Genomic DNA, 24,033 nt, shown 5'->3' with positions numbered 1-24,033 from the left:
GTTCAACCCTATTTCTTCCTTCATTTCGTTAAGATTCATTGACTAAAAATTTCAATATTCCTGCATCTCCCCTTTTTGCAGCAGTATATAAAAAATGGGGAAAGTCCAGATAAATATGATATTGAGATAGTAATAAATATATGTTATAATTTTCATTAGTAAATATTATAAATTATTTGAAGGAGGTTTATAATTTGAAAGAAATTGATGCACGAGGAATGGACTGTCCAAAACCGGTAGTTTTAACAAAAAAGGCTCTTGATGATAATACTAAAATAACTACTATTGTTGATAATGAAATTGCCGCAGAGAATGTTGCCAAACTTGCCAAAAAGATGAACTGCAGTTATTCGACTGTAAAAGAGGGAGAAGACTTTTTTAAAATTTTAATAACAGCGCCAGAAGGGACTGTTACTAATGAGTCTCAAAATGATAATGCCAAAGTTTATTTAATTGGATCTGAGAATATGGGTGAAGGAGAAAAAGAACTGGGTAAAATTCTAATGAAGGGTTTTTTAAGTACCCTGCTAGATATTACTCCTCGGCCTAAAAAATTGCTATTTATAAATTCTGGAGTTAAATTAACTACTATTTATCCTGAAACTATTTCAGTGTTAAAGGAATTAGAAGAAAAGGGAACTGATATTTTAGTTTGTGGTACATGTTTAAATTATTATAATTTAACAGATAAAATTAAAGTTGGAAAAATAAGCAATATGTACGAAATTGCAGACAGCATTAATAATGGTAAAGCATTAATTTTGTAAGAATATAAAATCAAAGCAGTTTAAAACATATTTAATAGGTAAATTTAATGAAAGTTGGTGAATTTGTGGATAAAATTAAACTAACAGATTACAGTAAAACATCTGGCTGAGCAGCAAAAATGGGTCCTGATGCCCTGGCACAGGTTCTGTGTCAAGTGGATTTTCCAGCTGATAGAGAAAAATTAATTGTAGGTTTAGATAATGCAGATGATGCTGCTGTTTATAGCATTTCTGATGAATTGGCATTAATTCAATCTGTAGATTTTTTTACACCAGTTGTAGATGATCCTTATCTTTTTGGACAAATAGCGGCTGCAAATGCGCTAAGTGATATTTATGCCATGGGGGGAGAACCAATTTTAGCAATGAATATTGTTGGATTTCCATCCTGTCTAGAAAACGATATACTGGCACAAATTTTAAAAGGTGGAGCTGATAAAGTTCGAGAAGCTGGTGCCAGTTTGTGTGGTGGTCATACTGTAGTTGATGATGAACCTAAATACGGACTCTCTGTTTCCGGTACAGTTCATCCTAGTAATTTATTGACTAACTCAAAAGCTCAGAGTGGAGATCTTCTTGTTTTGACCAAAAAAATTGGTGTTGGAGTTATGATTTCAGCAATAAAAGCAGGGTTCATAAGTGGTGATCTGTCAAATCATGCTGTAAAGTCAATGACTGAATTGAATAATAAAGCTGTTAAATATTTTCCACAGTACAATATAAATGCCTGTACAGATATTACTGGGTTTGGTCTTATAGGGCATCTTCTTGAACTTTCAGAAGGTAGTAAAAGAACAATTGAAATTGAACCAGATTCTATTCCTGTTCTGGATAGAGCAGATGAATTTGCTGAAATGGGGTTATTACCAGCAGGTGCTTATACCAATAGAGATACATATAAAAAATTTGTAATGGAAAAAGGTGATAGAAAAGATATTATTTATGATCTCCTGTTTGATCCTCAAACTTCCGGGGGGCTTTTGATTTCCATTAGTGAAGAAGATGCTTCAAATTTTTTGATTGACCTCTATACTGAGGATATTGATGCTGCAGTAATTGGTAAAGTGGTTGATGGAGACAAAGGAGTTGTATTAAAGTGGTAGAAAAAAACAAATATTACCTTCTGGTATTTCAGTCTACACATCACTCCATAAAAGCAGAAAAGATTTTTTCTTCCGAAAATATTTCTTATAGAATTGTTCCTGTTCCACCTGAAATAACAGCGGATTGTGGTTCAGCAGTTAGATTTAATGAAAATTTAAAAGATGTTTTACAGCTGATGAAAAAAAATAATGTTGTAATTGAAGAAGTTTATGAGGTTACTGCCGAAAATGAAAATAAAAGATATAATAAAATATATATTTAAAGAGTTTTAGATATACAGGCATTTTGATTGGTACTGCAGAGGGAATAGCTTCAGGAAAAACTATTCTGGCTGAAATTATCAAAAACTATTTTTAGGATGATGTTATATATTAAAACATAATTATTATTTTTCACGGAGAATTAAATAAATAGCAAATGATTTAATAATAAAAAACAAAAGGTCATTTACTATCAAAATAATTAAATTTTATACCGGTTGAAAGCCGGTATTTTTTCAGCACTAAATTTACAAAATTTTACAGGAATTTTAAAATTTACCTCGAAGTATATAAGTGGAGGTGCTGATATGAAGAAAAAAATAAAATTTGTAGGAACATTTATTATGATATTATTTCTGGCTGTCTCATATTATTTTGATGGTGCCGGAAGTAATATCAGAGAAATTCAGGAAAAGGAAAATACTGATCTTATGTTAGAAAGCAGTAGTAAGGTTTTACGAGAAAAAGAAAATGAGAAAATAATAATTTATATTACTGGGGAAATAAAAAATCCCGGTGTTTATCAGGTAGCTTCAGATGATAGGCTTATTAACTTAGTTGAACTGGCAGGAGGATTTACTAAAAAGGCTGATAAAGAAAAAATTAATCTTGCATCACCATTGATTGATGGAGAAAAGATTGAAATTCCCAAAAAAAGAGCAGCAGACGAAATCAAGTTTATTGAACAGCCCGGGGAAAATGGCAGCAGTCTCCCTGATGACAAAATAAATGTTAATAGAGCGAATCGGAAAGAATTAGAAAAAATAACAGGTATTGGACCAGGGAAAGCAAAAAATATTATAGATTACAGAGATAACAATGGTTTTTTTACTTCTTTTGATCAGCTGCTTAATGTAAGTGGAATAGGAGAAAAAACTCTTGAAAAAATAAAGGGTGAAATTTCTTTAAGATGAAAAGGAGGCCCTGTTTTTATATTAGTGCTGCTCTGCTTGCTGGAATTTTACTCGCCAGAATATATTTAGAATTTTTTAATAGAGCAAAAATTTTATTTTTATTAATTTCATTAGTTTATTTAATATATTCCACGGTAGCTGATAAAAAACAATTAGGCAGAAAATATTTTAATATTATGCTTATATTTTTATTAATAGGTTTTACTTTTTTTATTTATGAAAATTATAAATACACCAGCAGCTTTTCAATTACAAATTATGCAGATAATAAAAGCCATTCTATTTTGGCATCTTTAAAAATACCTATTTCTAATCTGGAAGGAAAATACTATTATTTTAAACCGAAACTTATCGATGGTAGAAAAGTAAAATATGGCTTACTTAAAGTGCCAAAGAAAAAACTGATTAAATTTAAAGATAATGATTTAATTAAATTTAAGGCAGTGTTATCTCTGCTGGAAGAGCAAAAAAATCCAGGTGGTTTTTCTTACCGTAAATATATGAAGAAAAAGGGAGTTTTTGCGGAGACATGGCAGTTGAAAAACGTTAAGTTTATTGAAAATGGATTTTCTCTATTAAAACCTCTAATAAGGTTGAAGAAAAAATTAATAAATATTCTAAAAAAATTGTTTTCTAAAGATAAGCATTCATTTTTGCTGGCTGTTCTTTTAGGAGAAAAAGAACATTTGAGTTTTGAACAAAAAGAACTTTTACAGTCAACTGGTGCAGGACATCTACTTGCAATTTCAGGACTTCATATTGGTATTATTATATTGTTTTTATCCAAAATATGTTTTAAAATATTTTTCAGTAGAAGACTTTCATTATATTTTATAACTTTTTTTACAATTAATTATCTTGTTATAACAGGGGGAAGTGTTTCAGTAATCCGAGCTTCTGTACTGGCACTTTTATATTTGTGGTCAGACGAGTTTAATAGAGAAGGAGATTTTCTCAACCTGCTAGGAGTAACAATGATAATAAATTTACTTGTAAGTCCTGCTTCTCTTTTTACAGTTAGTTTACAGCTTTCTTATGTGCTGGTTACATCACTTGTTATTTTAAGTGAATTTTTGCGTGCTTTTAATACAGCAGCAGTTTTTAAGGCCTCTGCTGCTGCACAATTAGCTTCTTTTCCACTTACTGCATATTATTTTAATAAATATTGTTATATTGCTTTTTTGACTAATATATGGCTGATACCTTTTGTTGGTCTGCTGCTCCCACTGTCGTTCTTTTTAATGATAGTTTCCTTTTTTTCTTTAACAGCAGCGAATTTTTTAGTTCCACCTGTAAATTTGGGTATAGATTTTTTATTTTTTTTACTAAAAATAATGGATTTACTGCAGAAAAAAATATTAATAATTGCTACACCTAATTTGTTTATAGTATTGATATACTATGTAGTGCTGTTTTGTCTTCCATATATATATAAAAAAAGAATAATTCCTTTAAAAAGAAAGCAATTTGGCAGGGCAAAGATAATACTTCCACTTATATTTATAATGATATTAATTTCTTTTTTTGTTAATCCAGACTTTAATAAAAATTTAGAAGTAGTCTTTTTATCAGTGGGGCAGGGTGATGGTATATTTATAAAATTCCCTGATGGCAGAAACATGCTGGTTGATACAGGTCCACCTGGAGCTGATGGAAGAAATGCAAATTATAATATTATTCCTTTTTTGAATTATCGGGGTATAGATAAAATAGATTATCTTTTAATAACACATTTTGATTCTGATCATGCTGGTGGTGCAGAATTTATAATAGCTAGAAAAGAAGTTGAAGCTATTTTAATTCCCTCATCTCTAGAGAAAAACAAATATTATAATTCGATTAGCCAAAATCACAGCAAAATTTTTAAACTCAGTGAAGTAAATTCTTTTCAGATAGGTGAAGTGTATATAGATTTTCTCAATCCTTCTCAACAAAATTTTACCGATGATAAAAATGATAATTCCCTGGCTTTTCTTATGCAGTATGGAGATACAAAAATGTTTTTAACCGGAGATTTATCCGTTAAAGGAGAAAAAAGAATACTCAATGAAAATAAGCTGGGAAAAATTAATATTTTAAAAGCAGGACATCATGGGAGCAGTACTTCTACTTCTGCTGAACTGCTTGATTATACAGAACCTGATCTGGTAGTTATTTCGGTGGGGAAAAATAATTACGGACATCCTTCTAAAGAAGTTATACAAAAACTCAGAAAAAGGCAGATACCATATTTAAGAACTGATAAAAATGGTGCTGTTATGTTAAAAAGCAGCAAAAAACAAATATATGTTGATACTTTTAATTAAAAACTGATAAGAAAAGGAGATAAAGAAATATTAAAATTTTTAGTATTAGAATTTTAAATAACTGGCTGATAAAAAGCTACAAATATTGATTTTGATGTGATAGAATAATAAATAGAATGAATAAAAGAATAAAATATTCAGGAGTTGGTTTTTTTGCAGATTTCCGATTATTTTAATGATAATGAGAAATTAAAAAAGATATATTATGTAGAAAGTGAAGACGATTTTTTGCGGGAAGAGTTTAAAAATAAATTTATTAAAAAATTTATACCTGAAGAAATTAGGGGTTTTAATCTTTCACTGGTTAAAAGTGGAGATAGGTATATTGAAAGATTGAAAACTGTTTTAAACACACCACCGGTTGGATATGAGAAGAGATTTATATTAAGTGAAGTTGATTCTGGATCTGATTTTAATAAAAAAGAAATTGAAAAAATAGGGCAGATAATTGCTTCAATACCGGAAAGCAGCGTTTTCCTGTTTTTTAATTCTGACTCGATAGACAAAAGAAAAAAATTATACAGGGTTATTAAAAAGGAAGGTGTCTTCTTTGAACTGCAGACTCCCAAATACAGGGAACTTGATCACTGGATTAACGAACAATTTAGAGCACATAATAAATCAATAGACAGCCAGGCAGTAAAAACACTGGAAGATATGTTTAACAACCAGCTGGATATTTTAAAAAGTGAGATAGAAAAAATAATTACTAGATTTCCGGAAAAAAACAAAATAAAATTTGGTGATATTAGAGAAGTTATAAGCAGAGATCGTTTAATTGAAGACAGAGAAATTTTCGATTTTCTGGATTTAATAGGTGAGAAAAAAACAGCCCGAGCACTGCTGAGTTTAAAGGATATGATTAATAGAGGAGCCTACCCACTTTATTTACTTACTATGCTGGCCAATCATATACGTCTGCTTATGGAAGTTAAGTTTTACAGCAGATATACAACAAATCACAAAAAAATAGCAGAAAAATTGAATAAACATCCCTATCCTGTAAAAAAAGCTCTGCAGAGAAGTAAAAATTTTACACAGCATGAATTAGAAAATATTCTGGAAGAAATTCTTCAGGCAAATTATAATTTTGTAACAGGTTATTATCCGGATCAAAATATGGCCGTGGAGATGATTATTATGAAGGCAATTATTCTATAACAAAAAACTCATCCAGGTGGATGAGTTTAAGAGTTTTATTAAAAATATAATTATATTTTTAATTTAAAATTACATATTATTATACATTTTAGTGAGGCGAGATTTTTTTCTGGCTGCATTATTTTTATGAATGATATTTCTTGTGGCAGCCTTATCGATGACCTTTGTAGTCTCTCTCAACTGTTCTGCTGCAGCTTCTTTGTCTCCATTTTCCACTGCTTTTTCAAAAGCTTTGATAGAATCTTTAAGCTTATTTTTCCACTCACGATTTAGCGCTGTTTTCTTTTCTGTTATTTTAACTCTCTTTTTAGCAGACTTAATAATAGGCATCTAAATTCACCTCCTCTTAACTTAGTTTCAAATATTTATTCAACATTTAATTTGCAACATTTCAATTTTACCATGTGCCGTTATAAAATGCAAGCCAATCTACAAAGGAGTTTTCCCATTTTTTTTGCAACTATAAAAATAATTTTGGGAAACTCCTTACTATAAACCATTTTATAACTTTTTTTCAACTTGAATAAAGATAATGCCGGTGTTATAATATGGGCAGAATTCGGGCATTTTAAGGAGGTAATTTTTTGCAGACAGATAAGATAAGGAATTTCTGTATAATCGCACATATTGATCATGGGAAATCTACTCTGGCTGATCGTATGTTAGAATATACTAATACTATTACAGATAGAAAAATGAAAGAACAGGTTCTGGATAAAATGGATTTAGAGCGGGAAAGAGGGATTACTATTAAAGCTCAGGCTGTTAAAATTGATTATAAAGGTTATGAGCTTAATTTAATCGATACGCCTGGTCATGTCGATTTTGTATATGAAGTATCCCGCAGCCTGGCAGCATGTGAGGGTGCAATTCTTGTGATTGATGCAGCTCAAGGAGTTGAAGCTCAGACTATGGCCAATATTTATCTGGCTCTTGAACATGATTTAGAAATTATTCCTGTTATAAATAAAATTGATCTTCCAAGTGCTGAACCTGATCGCGTTAAGGAGCAGCTGGTTGATATAGGTATAGATCCTGATGAAGCTATTCTTGCCAGTGCAAAAGAAGGTACAAATATTGATTTGATTCTGGATGCAGTTATAGATAGAATTCCCTCTCCATATGCGGGAAATGAAAAACCACTAAAAGCACTTGTTTTTGATTCCTTTTATGATTCATATCAGGGTGTAATTGCTTATGTAAGAATTATGGAGGGTACTGTTAAAAAAGGTGACAAAATAATGCTGATGTCAAATAAAAAAACTTATGAAGTCAATGAAGTAGGCTATTTTGCACCTGATATGACAAAACAGAATGGCTTAACATCTGGAGAAGTAGGTTACATTATTTCTGGAATTAAAGATGTAAAAAACTGTCGTGTTGGTGATACAATTACTCATGCGAACAATCCAGCTTCAGAACCGCTGCCCGGCTATAAAAAAGTTAAACCGATGGTTTTTAGTGGCCTTTATCCATCTGATAATGCTGACTATGAAATATTAAAGGAAGCATTAGAAAAGCTTCAGTTAAATGATGCTTCCTTTACTTTTGAACCGGAAACATCAGAGGCACTTGGCTTTGGATTTAGATGTGGTTTTTTGGGACTTCTGCATATGGAAGTTATACAGGAGCGTCTGGAAAGAGAATATGATCTTGATCTTGTTATAACTGCTCCCAGTGTTGAATATAAAATAATAAAAAATAATGGTGAAGAACTGGAAATAGAAAACCCGGCTCTTTTTCCTGATGCCAATGAAATAGATACAATTATGGAACCATTTGTCGATGCAGAAATACATCTGCCAGAAGAATATGTGGGCCAGGCAATGGAGCTCTGTCAGGATAATAGGGGACAGTTTAAAGATATGCGCTATATTGATCAGGATAGGGTTGCACTGAAGTATGAAATGCCTTTGAGTGAGATTATTACTGATTTTTTTAATCTGCTGAAATCTAAAACCAGGGGTTATGCAACATTAGATTATGAGTTAAAAGGTTATAAAGAATCTAATCTGGTAAAACTGGACATACTGGTTAACAATGAAATTGTTGATGCACTTTCTACCATAGTTCATGACGAAAATTCCTATCATATAGGAAATCATCTCACCAGAAAACTCAAAGAAGTGATTCCGAAACATATGTTTAAAATTCCCATACAGGCAGCTGTAGGAGGTAAAATCATTGCACGGGTTAATATACCTGCTTTGAGGAAAAATGTTCTCCAAAAATGTTATGGAGGAGATATCACAAGGAAAAGGAAACTGCTGGAAAAACAGAAAGAAGGAAAAAAACGTATGAAGCAGGTTGGAAGTGTAGAAATACCTCAGGAGGCATTTATGACAGTACTGGAGCAAAATGATGCAGATTAGTAATAAATTATCTTATGAAAGTGAAATTGAACTGTCTTACGAAAAGCCATTTGGTATATATATTCATATTCCTTTTTGTGCCAATAAATGCAGATACTGTGATTTCTATTCATGCAGATATAAAAAAAGCCTTGTGGAAAAATATTTTGAAGCACTTTTTATAGAATTAGAAAATATGCTTTCTTCTGTACAGAAGAAACTTATTAGATCTGTATATTTTGGTGGTGGTACTCCCTCTCTGATAAGTTCAGAATATATTTTTAAGATTTTAAAAAAGATAAAGAAGAACTTCAATTATCCCCCAAATATGGAGATTACTCTTGAAGCAAATCCGGATAGTTTGAGCCAAAAACGTCTGGTTAATTATCGTCAAGTGGGTATTAATCGTCTAAGTCTGGGGGTACAGTCTTTTGATGATAATATTTTAAAATTTTTGGGTAGAAAAAGCAGTTCAAAAAAAAATAAAATAAAGATAGAACTTGTAAAAAAATATTTTAATAATTACAGTCTTGATATTATTTTTGCGGTACCTGGACAGACGATGGATGACTTCTGCTGTGATTTAAATACAGCAATATCCTTTTCTCCTACCCATTTGTCATTATATAATCTTCAAATTGAAGAAGGTACAGAAATTTATAATGATCTTGTGAAGGGAAAAATTAAAAAGTTTGATCAGGAACTTGATGCCTCTATGTATAAAAAGGCAGTTTCACTGCTGAAAGATTGTGGTTATAAGCACTATGAAATATCGAATTTTGCAAAAAATGGTTACAGAGCCATTCATAATTATCTTTATTGGGATTTTACCCCTTATTTGGCTTTGGGACCGTCAGCAAGTGGTTTTGATGGAAAAACAAGATATACCAATACTGCAGATCTAAACGATTATATAGATATGATTTTTAAATCAGGCTTTCCGGAGAGAGAGTATACAGTTCTTTCTCTAAAAGATCTGGCTGCAGAGTACAGTTTTTTAAACTTAAGAAAAAAAAGTGGTTTGAGCAGATTATTATTTAAAAAACAATTTTATATAAATTTTGATGATCTTTATAAAGAAGAAATAAAAAAATTAATGAAACTAGAGCTGATTTATGAACAAAATGGAAGGATTTTTCTTTCAGAAAGAGGAAAACTGCTGGGTAATGAAGTTTTTGCACATTTTTTACCTTGATTGACTTTTAAAAGATTTGACAAAAAAAATACAATATGTTATTTTAATAATAGTTATTAGCACTCTAATTTAATGAGTGCTAAAAATGGGGTGAAAATAATGGTTGAAGAAATAGATGCCAGAAAAAAGAAAATACTGCAGGCTGTTATTCAGGAGCATATTATTTCAGCATCTCCAATCGGGTCTCGTACTTTAGCTAAAAAATATAATCTAGATGTAAGTCCTGCAACAATAAGGAATGAGATGGCCGATCTTGAAGAACTTGGTTATTTAGAACAGCCCCACACATCTGCAGGAAGAATTCCTTCAGATAAAGGATATCGTTTTTATGTTGATACAATTGTCAAAAAAAATATAAATCCGGCCCCTTCATCGATACAAAAAATAGAACATATATACGATGATATGAAGAGTGTGCAGGATATTATTTCTGGAATGGGAAAAATGCTTTCCAATATGACACATTATACTTCACTAGTTAGTGAACCAAAAATTCAGGAAAGTAGGTTGAGAAAAGTACAGATTATGGAACTGGAAGATAATTCACTCCTGATTATTCTTGTTACAGATACAGGAATGGTTAACAATAAAATTGTTAAAGTTCAGGAAAAATTATCAAACAAAAAACTGGCTTATATAAACAAATTTTTAAGTGATAAGTTAGAAAACAAATTCTTATCTTCTTTAACAGCTGAATATCTAACCAGAGTAGAAAAAGAACTGCTTTCCCGGATTGATATTTCAGCAGAAATAATTAAGCAGATATATTCTGAAATCGAAGATGTTTTTGAACCAGAAGATGTCAAAGTGTATCTCGGTGGAACATCATATATACTTGAACAGCCAGAATTTAATGATATAGAAAGATTAAAAAAAGTGCTAAAACTGCTGGAGCAGGAAGATATATTGAGCAGTCTTATCAGTGATTTTTCTGATTCTGATCTTGAAATAAGGATTGGTCAGGAAAATGGTATAGAGGATATGCAGAACTGCAGCCTGGTTGTGGCAACATATTATCTTGCCAATAGAGCAGTTGGTAAAATTGGTGTTATAGGGCCAACAAGGATGGAATATTCAAAGGTTATCTTATCTGTTGATATTATATCTGATTTATTAGGAAAATTAATTTCAAAAGCAAGTAGGTGATAATAATGGAAAAAGCCGAAGAAAAAAATATAAATAGGGAAAATGAGGCTGATCAAAATAATAATATACAGCCTGAAGACGAATTGGAAGTAGAAAAAAATGTTTCTGAAGAGGAAAATCAATTTGATGAAACAGAAACAGATGGAGAAATTGAAGTTTCAAAACAGGAACTTATTGATGAAATCAATAAGAAAGATACTAAAATTGATGCATTAAATAAGGAAGTTGATGATCTGCTTAACAGACTGCAGCGTCTGCAGGCAGATTTTATTAACTATAGAAAAAGATCTGAAAAAGAAAAAAGAGAAATGACTCTAAAAGGTAAAATAGAGCTCTGCGAAAATCTATTACCTGTAATTGATAACTTCGAAAGAGCACTTAATTCTGCTGACCAGGAAGGCGATTTTTTCAACGGTGTCGAGATGATTTACCGCCAAATTATAACTGTATTAAATAAAGAAGGCATTGAAGAAATTTCTGCACTTGGCGAAGAATTTAATCCTGAATTTCACGAAGCAATTATGAAGGTTGAAGCTGATGATCAGGAAGAAGGTACAGTAGTTGAAGTACTGCAGAAAGGTTATATTGTTGAAGGTAGAGTAATTAGGCCGGCAATGGTTAAGGTTGCCTGTTAACTAAAATTACAGAAAGTTATATATAAGGAGGAATTTAAAATGGGTAAAGTAATTGGTATTGATTTAGGAACAACTAATTCATGTATGGCAGTTATGGAAGGTGGAGAACCAACTGTTATACCAAATAAAGAAGGTGGAAGAACTACACCATCTGTAGTTGCATATTCCAAAAAAGGTGAAAGAATAGTTGGTGAACATGCAAAGCGTCAGGCGATTACCAATCCTGACCAGACCGTAAGTTCTATTAAGAGACATATGGGTTCTGATTATACAGTTACGCTGAATAATGAAAAATACACTCCTCAGCAGATATCTGCTATGATTTTGCAGAAGCTGAAAAGAGATGCAGAAGAGTATCTTGGAGAAACAATTGATGAGGCAGTAATTACTGTTCCTGCCTATTTTACAGACAGCCAGAGGCAGGCAACTAAAGATGCTGGTAAAATAGCAGGGTTAAAAGTAGAAAGAATTATCAATGAGCCAACAGCTGCTGCTCTTGCATATGGATTAACCGATGATAAAGAGCAGACAATTCTGGTTTATGATCTCGGTGGTGGAACTTTTGATGTATCTATTCTTGATATAGGGGATGGAGTTTTTGAAGTTATTGCAACCAATGGTAATAATCACCTTGGTGGAGATGATTTTGATCAGAGAATTATTGATCATATAGCTGAAGAATTTAAAAAGCAGAGTGGGATAGATTTGAGAAAAGATAAAATGGCTCTGCAGAGATTAAAAGATGCTGCCGAAAAAGCTAAAATAGAGCTTTCCAGTGTTAAGCAGACAAATATTAATCTGCCGTTTATTACTCAGACCGAAGATGGTCCACAGCATCTTGATTTAGATCTTACAAGAGCAACTTTTGAAAGTTTAATTAGTGATTTAATTGATAAAACTATGGAACCGGCAAAAAAAGCTCTCAAAGATGCAGATATGGATACTTCTGACATAGATGAAGTTATACTTGTTGGTGGTTCTACTAGAGTACCTGCTGTACAGGAAGCTGTAAAAAATCTGATCGGTAAAGATCCTCACAAAGGTATTAATCCTGATGAAGTTGTTGCAGTTGGTGCAGCTATACAGGGAGGTATTTTAGCTGGAGAAGTTGATGATATTGTACTACTTGATGTAACACCACTATCTCTTGGTATAGAAACTCTTGGTGGAGTATTTACCAAACTGATAGAAAGAAATACTACCATTCCAACATCAAAGAGTAAAATTTTCTCGACTGCAACAGATAATCAGACAAGTGTTGATATCCATGTTCTGCAGGGAGAAAGAAAGATGGCCAAAGATAATAAAACACTGGGCCGCTTCCAGCTGACAGATATTCCACCTGCACCACGTGGAGTACCACAAATTGAAGTCACATTTGATATAGATAAAAATGGTATTGTTCATGTTTCAGCTAAAGATAAAGGCACAGGAAATGAACAGAAAATTACTATTAAGTCTACCAGTGGTCTGTCCGAAGAAGAGATTGAAGAAATGGTAAAGGATGCAGAAGCACACGAAGAAGAAGACAGAAAGCGTGTAGAAAAGATTGAGACTAGAAATGAAGCAGATGCCCTTGTACATCAAACTGAAAAGACACTGAAAGAAGCTGGAGATAAAGTTAGTGATGATATTAAAGATAAAGTAGAGGCTTCCAAAAATGAACTGGAAGAAACACTTAAATCTGAAGATGAAGATATAGATGAAATCAAGGAAAAGATGGAAGCACTTAAAGAAGTGCTGAGCGAATTAAGTACTGAACTGTATTCTCAGGCTCAACAGGCACAGCAGGGTGCTGCACAGGGCCAACCGGGGGCTGGACAGACACAGCAAGGAGCTTCTGGACAGAGTGATGATGATAATACCGTTGATGTAGATTATGAAGAAGTTGACGAAGATAAATAAGATAAGATAGAGTGAGTTATAGACAAGGGAGAGATTTACTCTCCCTTGGTCTGTTCTCTCTTTTCTTTATAGATGAGGTGGTGTATTTATGGCAAAAAAGGATTATTATGAGATTCTTGGTGTCAGCAGAGATGCTGACCAGAAAGAAATTAAAAAAGCATATCGAAAACTTGCAAAAAAATACCATCCAGATATGAATCAGGATGGTAAGGATACAACAGAAAAATTCAAAGAAATATCTGAGGCATATGATATATTAAGTGATCCGGATAAAAGAGCCAGATATGATCAGTATGGACATTCTGGTATTAATGAAAATGACTTTAATTTTGATGATTTTGCCAGAAGTGGATTTGGTGGTCTTGATGATATATTTGACATGTTTTTCGGTGGAGGTTTTGGCGGTATGGGAAACCGCCAGCAAAGAGGAAGAGGACCACGCCCGGGAGCGGATCTTCAGTACAGGCTGAATATAACTTTTGAAGAAGCTGCCTTTGGTGGTAAAAAAGAAATTAGAATTCCTAGAGATGAAGAATGTGATCACTGTAATGGTAGTGGAGCAGAACCGGGCTCTGAGGTAAAAACATGTCCGGAATGTCGCGGCCAGGGTCAGGTGAGATCCACTCAAAACACTCCTTTTGGTCAGTTCACTCAGGCAAAAGTATGTCCGCGCTGTGGTGGTGAAGGTAAGATAATTTCAGAACCCTGCTCAAAATGTGGTGGATCTGGAAAGGTAAGAAAACAGAGAAAATTAACAGTTAATATCCCGGCAGGTGTAGATACAGGAACAAGACTGAGAATGTCCGGAGAAGGACAGGCAGGAGAAAAAGGTGCACCGGCTGGAGATCTATATATATTAATTGAGGTTGAAAATCATAAGATATTTGATCGAAAAGGTGATGATGTTTACTGTGAAGTACCCATCAGCTTTGTTCAGGCTACTCTGGGAGATAAAATAAAAGTCCCTACACTTGACGGCAAAGTACAATTTGATATACCGGAAGGAACTCAACCTGGCACAACATTTAGATTAAAAAATAAAGGTATTGCTCACCTCAACCGTCATGGGCGGGGAGATCAATATATAAAAGTTAAGGTAATTATACCTAAAAATTTAAGTAAAGAGCAGAAAAAACTTTTAGAAGAGTTTGCAGAAATCAGTGGTGAAGAAATTAATCCGGAACATAAAGGGTTTTTAAAAAAAATAAAAGAAGCCCTTAGTGTTTAATGTAAAAATTATACTGGAGAGGATTAAGATGCACAGATTTTTCATCAAAAGGCATTACAATACTGGGGAAACTATTACAATTTCTGGAAAAGATTATAATCACATTAAAAATTCCCTGCGCCTAAAAATAGGTGACAGGGTTGTTCTTTCTAATGGTAGGGGAAATGATATGCTGGCAGAAATTGTTGATTATCCAGAAAATGAAGTTTTGCTGGAGATTATAAAAAGCGAAAAATCAAAAACAGAGTCAGAATTGAAAGTATTTATAGCTCAGGGTCTTCCAAAAAAGAGTAAAATGGATTTAATAGTAGAAAAAGCAACAGAAATAGGGTTTTATGGATTAATACCATTAGAAAGCAGCCGCAGTATTGTAAAATATAATGCTAAAAAGAAAGCTAAAAAAATTGAAAGATGGCAGAGAGTTGCTGAAGCTGCTGCCAAACAGTCTGGCCGAGCTGTTATTCCTGATATTTTAGAATTTAGAAATCTCAAATCTTTAAAAGAATTAAAAGAACGGTTTGATCATATTATTACTTTTTGGGAGGCAGAAAAAACGCGAACTTTAAAAAATTATTTTTCTCATAATATTGTTAAAAGCAGTGATAATATACTTATAATAATTGGTCCTGAGGGAGGATTTTCTGTTCAGGAAATTGAATTTTTAGAAAATGAACTAAAAGCAGATATTCTGACACTCGGTCCGAGAATTATGAGAACAGAAACAGCCGGTATTGTAGCATTAAGCTGTATATTATATGAAAAAGGTGAATTTGGTGATAATAATGAATAAAAAAGCAGCATTTTATACTTTAGGCTGCAGAGTAAATCAGTATGAGACAGAAGCAATGATAGATCTTTTTACAGACAGTGGTTTTGAAATCGTTGATTATTCTAAATCTGCAGATGTTTATATAATAAATAGCTGTACAGTTACAAATGAAGCTGCCAGAAAGACAAGGCAGATTGCAAGAAGAGCTAAAAGAGCCAATCCTAACAGTTTGGTAGGAATTGTTGGCTGTTATACTCAGGCTTTTCCTGATGAAGTTGAATCTATTGATGAAATAGATTTTATTATGGGAAGTTCCGGCAAATTGCAAATAGTTAATAAAGTCTCTGAACTTCTTGCTGGAGATGAATTTGACGCAGAAATAAAGGATTATAAAGAACTTAATGATTATGAGGGTCTTGAGGTAAAGAGGCTGACAAATACCACCAGAGCCAATGTAAAAATAGAGGATGGTTGTAACCAGTTCTGCACTTACTGTATTATACCCTATGCCAGAGGACCTGTGCGCAGCCGAAGTGAGAAATCTGTAATTGAAGAGGTTAAAAATCTCTGCAGTCAGGGAGTAAAAGAAATCATTTTAACTGGTACTCATCTGGGGGCATATGGTTCTGATAAAAAAAACAAAGATGCTCTGGCTGAATTGATAGAAAAAATTTTGGATATTTCTGATATAAAAAGAATTAGATTAAGCTCTATTGAAGAAACTGAAATTAGTGATAAATTGATAGCTCTGATTGCTGAAGAGAAAAGAGTCTGTTCCCATCTGCATCTTCCGCTACAGAGTGGAAGTGATAAAATTCTAAAAGCAATGAACAGGCCTTATTTAAGAGAAGATTTTATTGAAACTGTAGAAAAAATTAGAAAGTTAGTTCCTGATATTGCCATTACAACGGATATTATTGTAGGTTTTCCAGGTGAAAATAATGAGAGTTTTTCTAAAACGGTTGAAATAGTGAAAGAAGTGGAATTCAGTAAAATTCATGTTTTCCCATTTTCTATTAGAGAAGGAACAAAAGCTGCAGAAATGAAAAATAAATTACCAGGTGATATTATTAGTGCTTACAGTAAAAAACTTCGTGATGTCAATGAAGAGTTGATGCTGAAATATCAGAGGAAATTTATAAATAAAGTAAAAGAGGTTTTGGTTGAGGAAGAAAGAGATCATAGAACAGGTATGCTTACAGGTTTTACTGATAACTATCTTAAGGTTCTTTTTGCTGGCCCTGATGCTGCCCAAAATAGCCTTCTTAAAGTAAGACTTACTGATTCGGCTGATCCACATCATGTTAAAGGAGAATTGGTGGATTAGCAGGAGTTTTTCTTTTTTAATAGAATATATTTATAAAGAACCTATTTATTTAATTTGAACATTTTTTGGAGGTGAGAAGATGAAGGACTGCTTGTTCTGCAAAATTTCTGCAGGAGAAACTGATACAGATTTAATATATGAAGATGAAAAAGTTGTAGCTTTTTCTGATATCAATCCACAGGCACCGGTACATATTTTAATTGTACCAAAAAAACACATCTCAACTATTAATGATATTTCTGAAGGTGATAGTGAACTGCTGGGACATGTTTATCAGACTGCAGCTGATTTAGCCGAAAAGAATAATATTGCAGAATCCGGTTATAGAATTGTCAGCAACTGTGGAGATGATGGTGGTCAGACAGTTTATCATATTCATTTCCATCTTTTGGGTGGAAGAGTAATGCAGTGGCCGCCGGGCTAAAAATATCTTTTTATTTTAAAAGATTGGGAGTGAAAATTATGAGTGGTTTAAAAGAACGTCTTTTGGAAGACATGAAAAAAGCAATGAAAAACAAAGATAAAGAAAAACTTTCAGTGATTAGAATGACACGATCTGAGATAAAAAATAAAGAAATAGAATTATCTAAAGATTTGGATGACCAGGAAGTTACTGCTGTTATAGCAAAACAGGTAAAACAGATTAAAGATTCTTTGGATGATTTTGCTAAATCAGGGAAAAAGGATGTAATGGATAAACTTTATAGAGAAATAGACATACTGCAGGAATATTTACCTGAACAGCTTTCTGAAGCAGAAGTAGATGAGCTGATTGATGAAGCGATTGAAGAATTAGGTGCTGAATCAATGGCTGATATGGGCCAGGTAATGGGAAATATTATGCCTAGAGTAAAAGGACGGGCAGATGGTGGAATGGTGAGCGAAAAAGTAAAAGAAAGATTAAATAATTAATAATTTATCTAGCCCAGGGGTAAAACCCTGGCTAAATTATTTTCCCGGAGGTGGGGAAATGTCGAAAAAAATTATTTTATACCTGATTATTATACTTGTTTTGGTATCTTTACTGCCTGTTTTTAATTGTAAAACCAGGGCAGAAAATATATATTTTATCAATCTTGAAGGAACTATTGACAGCAGTCAGTATTCTTTTCTAAAAAGAGGTATTAAAGAAGCTGAAAATTCTGGTGCTGATCTGCTTATTATGGAAATAAATACTTTAGGTGGATATGTTAATTCTGCACTTAATATAAGAGATTTAATTCTTAATTCATCAGTAAAAATTGATACTTTTGTAAATGGAAGAGCATGGTCTGCTGGAGCACTAATTGCACTTTCGGGGGAGAATTTATATATGGCTCCTGGTTCGAGTATTGGAGCAGCAGAGACCCGACCAAAAGAGGAAAAATATATTTCTGCTTTAAGAAAAGAATTTGCTGCTACAGCTGAAAAAAGGAATAAAGATTCATTAATTGCCGAGGCAATGGTTGATGAAGATATAGTAATCGAGGGTATAATTGAGAAAGGTAAACTTCTTACACTGACTGCTGAAGAAGCAGTAAAATTAAAAATTGCTGATCAAATAGTTAATTCCAGAGACGATTTGTTTTTTGAAAAAAATATTGAAATTTCTGAAATTAATTTTATTACAAAAAGTAACATTGAATTAGTTTCATCTGTTTTAACCAATCCAATTGTAAGTACTTTATTATTAGTTGTAGGATTTTCCGGTCTTATTTTTGAAATACTTACTCCAGGCTTTGGTATTGGTGGAACAGTGGGTATTACAGCATTTTTATTATTTTTTGCCGGACATTTATTTGTAGGCAGTGCGGGCTGGGGTTTAATGCTTCTCTTTTTACTGGGAATCATTCTTATTATTCTAGAGGTTTTTGTTATACCTGGGTTTGGAGTGGCGGGAATTAGTGGAATTGCAGCAGTAATGACCAGCCTTTTTTTCTTTTTTCCTGATAAAAGTACGGCTGTAAATGTGCTGGCTGCTGTTGTAATTATGACAGTATTAAGCGCAGTTATTTTAATTAAACTGCTTGGTGTTAGTAAGTTCTGGAAAAGAATATCTCTATCAGCTGATGCCGAAAAATATTTTTCACACAGCAGCAGGAAAGATCTGGTAGGGAAAAGGGGTATTGCTGTAACTCCTCTCCGACCCTCAGGTATTATAGAAATAGATTCTGAACGGCTGGATGTTGTTAGTGAAGGTGGTTTTGTTGATAAAGAGGTAAAGGTTGAAATAATTTCTGTAATTGGCAGTAGAATTGTGGTAAAAGAAAGTAAAGAAAGTGAAGAGTGATAGAATTTTAATACAAAGAGGGAGGAAAAAAGTATGACAGTATTTTCTGTTTTTAGTTTGGTTTTAGTTGTATTATTTATTTTTGTTTTCTTTTATTTTATTCCCATAGGGCTCTGGATTTCTGCAACAGCAGCAGGAGTTAAAGTTAGTTTTTTTAATTTAATTGGTATGAGATTGAGGCGAGTTGTACCGTCATTAATAGTTAGTCCTATGATAAAATCTCATAAGGCTGGTCTTGCATTGAGCAGTGATAAACTGGAAGCTCATTATCTTGCCGGCGGTAATGTTGATCGAGTAGTTGATGCATTAATTGCTGCTCAGAGGGCAGAAATAGATCTTATTTTTGAAAGAGCTGCTGCAATAGATCTTGCTGGTAGAGATGTTTTAGAAGCTGTCAAAATGAGTGTTAATCCTAAAGTTATCCAGACTCCAATAGTGACAGCTGTTGCAATGGATGGGATTCAGGTTATGGCAACTGCACGGGTAACTGTCAGGGCTAATATTGAAAGACTAGTTGGAGGTGCAGGGGAAGAAACTGTGCTGGCCCGGGTAGGAGAAGGCATTGTAACTACTGTTGGTTCTGCCGAGTCTCATAAAAAAGTTCTGGAAAATCCAGATTCCATTTCCAAAACTGTCCTTGGTAAAGGTCTTGATTCTGGAACTGCTTTTGAAATACTCTCTATAGATATTGCTGATGTAGATGTAGGTAAGAATATTGGTGCACAGCTGCAGACTGATCAGGCAGAAGCGGATAAAGAAATTGCACAGGCAAAAGCCGAAGAAAGAAGAGCAATGGCTGTTGCAGAAGAACAGGAAATGAAGGCTCGTGTTCAGGAAATGAGGGCAAAAGTAGTAGAAGCAGAAGCACAGGTTCCTCTGGCCATGTCTGAAGCACTAAAAAATGGAAATTTAGGAGTTATGGATTATATGAAAATAAAAAATGTAGAATCTGACACTAAAATGAGAACAAGTATCTCGGATTCTTCAGAAGTAAAGAAAAATAATAATTCAGGAAATGAATTTTAAAGAAGGTATAATTTTGAAGAAAAAAGGAGGTTGAGGGATGGAAACTTTGATATTTATACTACCAGTTTTACTGATATTTTTATTTATAATTGTTAATTTTTTTAGTATATTTAAAAAAATCATTAGCTTTATCTTGAAATCTGCGGAAGAAAACAGAGCTCAAAATAGAGGTGTAATGGATTCACAGCAGCCAGTTAATTCTGATATTAATGTCACAACTACTGTTGATAATGATAAAACTGTTTATGAATATACCCAGGGAAATATAAATGATTTTTCAGAAAATCAGGTTGATTCTGATGTGTCATTCGGGTCAGCAGATGATAAACCTATCAGTATGGAATCCTACTCTGATTTTGGATCTGATATCAATTTTGACTCAGGAAGTGAAAATAATATTTTTAGACAATTCGCCACTTATACAGAAGCAGAAAAAGTAGTTTTATATAATGAGATAATGAATCCACCAAAAGCTTATGAAAATAAGAAAAAATTTTTCTAATTTAATTCTTATAAATTTAAAACTGTAATCCATTAAACAGATTACAGAACACTAATTATCCTAAAAATTTTATTTATAAGGGAAATTCTTTTCTGCAGTTCTAAAAATAATTTTGGGAACCTCTATTTTAATACTATATATTGCATAATCAGTCCAATATGTTATACTATATATATAAATAGTACTATTTATTGGAGGTATGGAGATGCAGCTTACAGATAGACAAAATAATATAATAGCGATTGTAAAAAATAACGAACCTATTTCGAGCCAGAATATTGCAAAAGAGCTGGGACTGTCCAGAACAGCAATAAGGTCAGACCTGTCTCTTTTGACGATGCTGGAACTGCTTGATGCAAAACCAAAAGTTGGATACTATTTAAAAAAAGGGAAAAAACTAACTAATATTGATGATCTTTTAGAAAAACCAGTTTCAGAATTTATGTCATCTCCAGTGAGTGTAGAAGAAAATCAGAGTATTTATGATACAACAATAAAGCTCTTTATGGAAGATGTTGGGACAGTTTTTGTTACAGATACAGAAGAAGAGCTTACCGGAATTATTTCCAGAAAAGATCTGCTAAAAATGAGTATTGGACACGGTAATTTAAAGAAAACTCCAGTTAGCCTTGCCATGACAAGAATGCCCAATATTATTTCAGTTAAAAAAAACGAAAAATTCATAGATGTTCTGGAAAAAATTGTTGATAATGAAATTGATTCACTGCCTGTTATTGATAATAAAAAGATTGTGGGCAGAGTTAGTAAAACTATTTTACTCCAGACAATTATGAATATAGCTAAAAAATTCTAATGGAGGTATTAAAAATGCAGAGAGAACTAACACTGGAATTTGTAAGGGTAACTGAAGCTGCAGCTTTAGCTGCAGCACCATGGATGGGAAAAGGGCAGGAAAAAATGGCAGATAAAGCAGCAGTTGATGCAATGCGAGCTGTTTTTGACACCATTTCTATTAGTGGAACAGTTGTCATTGGAGAAGGAGAGAAAGATGAAGCACCAAGGCTTTATATTGGAGAAAAGATTGGTGCAAAGAATTCTTTTAATGAGGTTGATATAGCTGTTGATCCTTTAGAGGGTACTACACTTGTTGCAAGAGGACTGCCAAATGCTTTAGCAGTAGTAGCTGTTGCAGAAAAAGGTTCATTTTTAAAAGCTCCGGATACATATATGGAAAAAATTGCAGTAGGACCAGAAGCTAAAGGCAAAATTAATCTGGATGCACCTGTTGAAGATAATCTTAGAGCAGTTGCAGATTCCTTAAATAAAAGTGTTAAAGACCTCACGGTAATTATTCTGGATCGACCGCGCCATGATGAGTTAATTTCTGAAATAAGAAAAGTTGGTTCAAGAATTAAATTGATTAGTGATGGAGATGTTGCAGCCGGGATTGCTACTGCCCGTAAGGGAAGTGGAGTAGACGTAATGATAGGTATTGGGGGAGCGACTGAGGGAGTGTTAACGGCAGCAGCTTTAAAATGTCTTGGTGGAGAAATACAGGCAAGATTAAAATGCAGAAATAAAGATGATGAAGAAAAAGCAGCAAAATTTGGTATAAAAGATCTAGATAGGCTGTATTGTACTGATGATCTTGCTAAAGGTGATGATATAATGCTTGCCATTACAGGTGTTACAGATGGAGAGCTTTTAAAGGGTGTTAGATATTCCTGGAATAATGCTGAAACTCACTCACTTGTAACAAGAAGTAAAACAGGTACAGTCAGATTTATTAGAACAGAACATATTATCACAAATAAGCCTCCTTATTTTCCAAAAAATATTTTTAATTTAGATTATGCAAGAGAATAGATTAGTTTAATAAAATAAATTTTAGAAGCTGCAGTCTAATACAGGCTGCAGCTTCTTTCTATATAGTCCTCCTAACAGAATTGGAGAAAAAATTTGAAAGTGATATACTCTAATTACAAGAAGGAAAACAAAATGGTTAAATAGAATTTCCCCAAAATTATTTTTAGAGATGCAAAATGGGAAAAGGTTTAATGGCTAAAACTTGTCTGAACACATAAGTATGATATAATAGTATAACGGTTAATTAATAAATTTCTCACATTAATTTGAATATTTGGATAGAGTTTTATTTAGATATTTTCGATTAAGAATAGAGAGGAAGGATTATCTTATTTACTATAGAATTATATAATGTAAGAAAGAGGAGGAATTTTAAATTGCCAGAAGAGAGTAAAAGTATTATTATTAATGATTATAAAATAGCAATGAATTTTTTTGGACGTCATGATAGAAATTTAAAAATTCTGGAAGAGATGCTTTCAGTTGATCTTATTGGGCGGGGAAATGAAATTAGACTTATTGCTGATCATGAAGAAATCGAAGAAAAGGAAAAAATTATCAAAAGAATTATTTCAATAACATCTGAAGAAAGAGAACTTATACCACGAGAAGTAAAATATGCTGTAGATCTTTTAAAAAGAAATCCTAGTGTAAATCTTAATGATATATATAATGAGGTTATTCAAGAAAATTATAAAGGTAGAAAAATAAAGGCTAAAACTATTGGCCAGAAGCTGTATATTGAATCTATAAAAAACAGAGATATTGTTTTTTCAATTGGACCTGCCGGAACAGGTAAAACTTATCTTGCCATGGTAATGGCAGTAAAAAGTCTTCTCAATAAAACAGTAAGCAGAATTGTATTAACAAGGCCAGCGATTGAAGCAGGAGAAAATCTGGGCTTTCTGCCAGGAGATATGCAGGATAAAGTTGATCCATATCTTAGACCGCTTTATGATGCCCTTTATGATATACTGGGGCCGGAGAAGTCAAAACTTTATCAGGAAAAGGATATTATTGAAGTTGCACCTCTTGCATATATGCGCGGGCGTACACTGGATGATTCATTTGTTATTTTAGATGAAGCTCAAAATACAACTCTAGAGCAGATGAAGATGTTTTTAACCAGGATAGGATTTAATTCAAAAGCAGTAATAACCGGTGATATAACTCAAATTGATCTACCTAATAACAAAAAATCAGGACTTGCAACTGTACAAAAAATTTTAAGAGATATAAAAGGAATAGATTTTGTTTATCTGACAAGGCATGATGTTGTAAGGCATGACCTTGTTAAAGAAATCATTAAAGCTTATGAGAGATATGAAAGTGGGAAATAAA

General features: G+C 32.9%; 23 protein-coding genes. 22 read left to right on the top strand and 1 reads right to left on the bottom strand.

Going from position 1 to position 24,033, the window contains the following annotated elements; all coding sequences use genetic code 11:
* The first annotated feature begins 194 nt into the window (after positions 1–194).
* From yedF to holA, 6 genes are all read left to right on the top strand, one after another.
* Positions 195–767: a sulfurtransferase-like selenium metabolism protein YedF gene (gene yedF / locus DER71_RS07790; protein ID WP_114458387.1), complete on the top strand. Its 573-nt coding sequence runs from the start codon at positions 195–197 to the stop codon at positions 765–767.
* Positions 768–832: 65 nt separating this feature from the next.
* Positions 833–1,870: a selenide, water dikinase SelD gene (gene selD, locus DER71_RS07785; protein WP_114458392.1), complete on the top strand. Its 1,038-nt coding sequence runs from the start codon at positions 833–835 to the stop codon at positions 1,868–1,870.
* Positions 1,864–2,133, top strand: coding sequence for a DUF3343 domain-containing protein (locus DER71_RS07780; protein WP_158531739.1), 270 nt, complete (start codon positions 1,864–1,866; stop codon positions 2,131–2,133). The genes selD and DER71_RS07780 overlap by 7 nt, the downstream gene beginning before the upstream one ends.
* Before the next feature lie 306 nt (positions 2,134–2,439).
* Positions 2,440–3,045, top strand: coding sequence for a helix-hairpin-helix domain-containing protein (locus DER71_RS07775; RefSeq protein WP_114458385.1), 606 nt, complete (start codon positions 2,440–2,442; stop codon positions 3,043–3,045).
* The gene (locus DER71_RS07770; RefSeq protein ID WP_114458384.1) at positions 3,042–5,351 is read left to right on the top strand and encodes a DNA internalization-related competence protein ComEC/Rec2; all 2,310 of its coding nucleotides are present in this window, start codon (positions 3,042–3,044) and stop codon (positions 5,349–5,351) included. The genes DER71_RS07775 and DER71_RS07770 overlap by 4 nt, the downstream gene beginning before the upstream one ends.
* Before the next feature lie 153 nt (positions 5,352–5,504).
* Positions 5,505–6,512: a DNA polymerase III subunit delta gene (gene holA, locus DER71_RS07765; RefSeq protein ID WP_114458383.1), complete on the top strand. Its 1,008-nt coding sequence runs from the start codon at positions 5,505–5,507 to the stop codon at positions 6,510–6,512.
* Positions 6,513–6,581: 69 nt separating this feature from the next.
* On the opposite strand, the gene rpsT is transcribed toward holA, so the two are convergent.
* Positions 6,582–6,842 (bottom strand): 30S ribosomal protein S20, encoded by a 261-nt coding sequence (rpsT, locus tag DER71_RS07760; RefSeq protein ID WP_114458382.1) that lies wholly within the window; start codon positions 6,840–6,842, stop codon positions 6,582–6,584.
* 254 nt (positions 6,843–7,096) lie between these two features.
* Here rpsT and lepA point away from each other — a divergent pair, with 254 nt between their 5' ends.
* The 16 genes from lepA (at position 7,097) to DER71_RS07680 (ending at position 24,032) form a co-directional block, all read left to right on the top strand.
* Complete coding sequence (gene lepA, locus DER71_RS07755; protein ID WP_114458381.1) at positions 7,097–8,884, top strand: translation elongation factor 4; 1,788 nt, start codon at positions 7,097–7,099, stop codon at positions 8,882–8,884.
* The gene (gene hemW / locus DER71_RS07750) at positions 8,874–10,058 is read left to right on the top strand and encodes a radical SAM family heme chaperone HemW (protein ID WP_114474498.1); all 1,185 of its coding nucleotides are present in this window, start codon (positions 8,874–8,876) and stop codon (positions 10,056–10,058) included. Before lepA ends, hemW begins: the two co-directional genes overlap by 11 nt.
* Before the next feature lie 99 nt (positions 10,059–10,157).
* Positions 10,158–11,204: a heat-inducible transcriptional repressor HrcA gene (gene hrcA / locus DER71_RS07745; RefSeq protein ID WP_114458380.1), complete on the top strand. Its 1,047-nt coding sequence runs from the start codon at positions 10,158–10,160 to the stop codon at positions 11,202–11,204.
* Between the two features lie 5 nt (positions 11,205–11,209).
* Positions 11,210–11,839, top strand: a complete 630-nt coding sequence (gene grpE / locus DER71_RS07740; RefSeq protein WP_114458379.1) for a nucleotide exchange factor GrpE — start codon at positions 11,210–11,212, stop codon at positions 11,837–11,839.
* A 39-nt stretch (positions 11,840–11,878) separates the two neighbouring features.
* On the top strand, positions 11,879–13,744 hold the full coding sequence (dnaK, locus tag DER71_RS07735) for a molecular chaperone DnaK (RefSeq protein WP_114458378.1): 1,866 nt from the start codon (positions 11,879–11,881) through the stop codon (positions 13,742–13,744).
* An 88-nt stretch (positions 13,745–13,832) separates the two neighbouring features.
* On the top strand, positions 13,833–14,972 hold the full coding sequence (gene dnaJ / locus DER71_RS07730) for a molecular chaperone DnaJ (RefSeq protein WP_114458377.1): 1,140 nt from the start codon (positions 13,833–13,835) through the stop codon (positions 14,970–14,972).
* 28 nt (positions 14,973–15,000) lie between these two features.
* Positions 15,001–15,762, top strand: coding sequence for a 16S rRNA (uracil(1498)-N(3))-methyltransferase (locus tag DER71_RS07725; RefSeq protein ID WP_114458376.1), 762 nt, complete (start codon positions 15,001–15,003; stop codon positions 15,760–15,762).
* Positions 15,755–17,068 carry a tRNA (N(6)-L-threonylcarbamoyladenosine(37)-C(2))-methylthiotransferase MtaB gene (gene mtaB / locus DER71_RS07720; protein WP_233487030.1) on the top strand — a complete coding sequence of 438 codons (1,314 nt, stop codon included), beginning with the start codon at positions 15,755–15,757 and terminating at the stop codon, positions 17,066–17,068. The genes DER71_RS07725 and mtaB overlap by 8 nt, the downstream gene beginning before the upstream one ends.
* A gap of 79 nt (positions 17,069–17,147) precedes the next feature.
* A complete protein-coding gene (locus DER71_RS07715; protein WP_114458374.1) occupies positions 17,148–17,492 on the top strand; it encodes a histidine triad nucleotide-binding protein in 345 nt (114 codons plus the stop codon).
* 38 nt (positions 17,493–17,530) lie between these two features.
* Positions 17,531–17,980 carry a GatB/YqeY domain-containing protein gene (locus DER71_RS07710; RefSeq protein WP_114458373.1) on the top strand — a complete coding sequence of 150 codons (450 nt, stop codon included), beginning with the start codon at positions 17,531–17,533 and terminating at the stop codon, positions 17,978–17,980.
* A 58-nt stretch (positions 17,981–18,038) separates the two neighbouring features.
* On the top strand, positions 18,039–19,337 hold the full coding sequence (locus tag DER71_RS07705) for a nodulation protein NfeD (RefSeq protein WP_114458372.1): 1,299 nt from the start codon (positions 18,039–18,041) through the stop codon (positions 19,335–19,337).
* Positions 19,338–19,370: 33 nt separating this feature from the next.
* Positions 19,371–20,363 carry a flotillin-like protein FloA gene (floA, locus tag DER71_RS07700; protein WP_114458371.1) on the top strand — a complete coding sequence of 331 codons (993 nt, stop codon included), beginning with the start codon at positions 19,371–19,373 and terminating at the stop codon, positions 20,361–20,363.
* 37 nt (positions 20,364–20,400) lie between these two features.
* Positions 20,401–20,865, top strand: a complete 465-nt coding sequence (locus tag DER71_RS07695; protein ID WP_114474497.1) for a hypothetical protein — start codon at positions 20,401–20,403, stop codon at positions 20,863–20,865.
* A gap of 205 nt (positions 20,866–21,070) precedes the next feature.
* Positions 21,071–21,679 carry a CBS domain-containing protein gene (locus DER71_RS07690; RefSeq protein WP_114458369.1) on the top strand — a complete coding sequence of 203 codons (609 nt, stop codon included), beginning with the start codon at positions 21,071–21,073 and terminating at the stop codon, positions 21,677–21,679.
* A gap of 14 nt (positions 21,680–21,693) precedes the next feature.
* Positions 21,694–22,692 (top strand): class II fructose-bisphosphatase, encoded by a 999-nt coding sequence (gene glpX, locus DER71_RS07685; RefSeq protein WP_114474496.1) that lies wholly within the window; start codon positions 21,694–21,696, stop codon positions 22,690–22,692.
* Between the two features lie 425 nt (positions 22,693–23,117).
* Positions 23,118–24,032, top strand: a complete 915-nt coding sequence (locus tag DER71_RS07680; protein WP_114458390.1) for a PhoH family protein — start codon at positions 23,118–23,120, stop codon at positions 24,030–24,032.
* Position 24,033: the final 1 nt, after the last annotated feature.

It is taken from the genome of Halanaerobium sp. DL-01, from assembly GCF_003338615.1.
In the GTDB taxonomy this organism is placed as follows: Bacteria; Bacillota; Halanaerobiia; order Halanaerobiales; family Halanaerobiaceae; genus QPJE01.
Note: the sequence above shows the minus strand (reverse complement) of the source record. Positions and strands in the feature narration are given on the sequence as shown.

Coding starts and splice junctions, on each gene's coding strand:
- DER71_RS07775 (WP_114458385.1), top strand. CDS start 2,440: ATGAAGAAAAAAATAAAATTTGTAGGAACATTTATTATGATATTATTT.
- DER71_RS07770 (WP_114458384.1), top strand. CDS start 3,042: ATGAAAAGGAGGCCCTGTTTTTATATTAGTGCTGCTCTGCTTGCTGGA.
- rpsT (WP_114458382.1), bottom strand. CDS start 6,842: ATGCCTATTATTAAGTCTGCTAAAAAGAGAGTTAAAATAACAGAAAAG.
- hemW (WP_114474498.1), top strand. CDS start 8,874: ATGCAGATTAGTAATAAATTATCTTATGAAAGTGAAATTGAACTGTCT.
- hrcA (WP_114458380.1), top strand. CDS start 10,158: ATGGTTGAAGAAATAGATGCCAGAAAAAAGAAAATACTGCAGGCTGTT.
- grpE (WP_114458379.1), top strand. CDS start 11,210: ATGGAAAAAGCCGAAGAAAAAAATATAAATAGGGAAAATGAGGCTGAT.
- dnaK (WP_114458378.1), top strand. CDS start 11,879: ATGGGTAAAGTAATTGGTATTGATTTAGGAACAACTAATTCATGTATG.
- dnaJ (WP_114458377.1), top strand. CDS start 13,833: ATGGCAAAAAAGGATTATTATGAGATTCTTGGTGTCAGCAGAGATGCT.
- DER71_RS07725 (WP_114458376.1), top strand. CDS start 15,001: ATGCACAGATTTTTCATCAAAAGGCATTACAATACTGGGGAAACTATT.
- mtaB (WP_233487030.1), top strand. CDS start 15,755: ATGAATAAAAAAGCAGCATTTTATACTTTAGGCTGCAGAGTAAATCAG.
- DER71_RS07715 (WP_114458374.1), top strand. CDS start 17,148: ATGAAGGACTGCTTGTTCTGCAAAATTTCTGCAGGAGAAACTGATACA.
- DER71_RS07710 (WP_114458373.1), top strand. CDS start 17,531: ATGAGTGGTTTAAAAGAACGTCTTTTGGAAGACATGAAAAAAGCAATG.
- DER71_RS07705 (WP_114458372.1), top strand. CDS start 18,039: ATGTCGAAAAAAATTATTTTATACCTGATTATTATACTTGTTTTGGTA.
- floA (WP_114458371.1), top strand. CDS start 19,371: ATGACAGTATTTTCTGTTTTTAGTTTGGTTTTAGTTGTATTATTTATT.
- DER71_RS07695 (WP_114474497.1), top strand. CDS start 20,401: ATGGAAACTTTGATATTTATACTACCAGTTTTACTGATATTTTTATTT.
- DER71_RS07690 (WP_114458369.1), top strand. CDS start 21,071: ATGCAGCTTACAGATAGACAAAATAATATAATAGCGATTGTAAAAAAT.
- glpX (WP_114474496.1), top strand. CDS start 21,694: ATGCAGAGAGAACTAACACTGGAATTTGTAAGGGTAACTGAAGCTGCA.
- DER71_RS07680 (WP_114458390.1), top strand. CDS start 23,118: ATGAATTTTTTTGGACGTCATGATAGAAATTTAAAAATTCTGGAAGAG.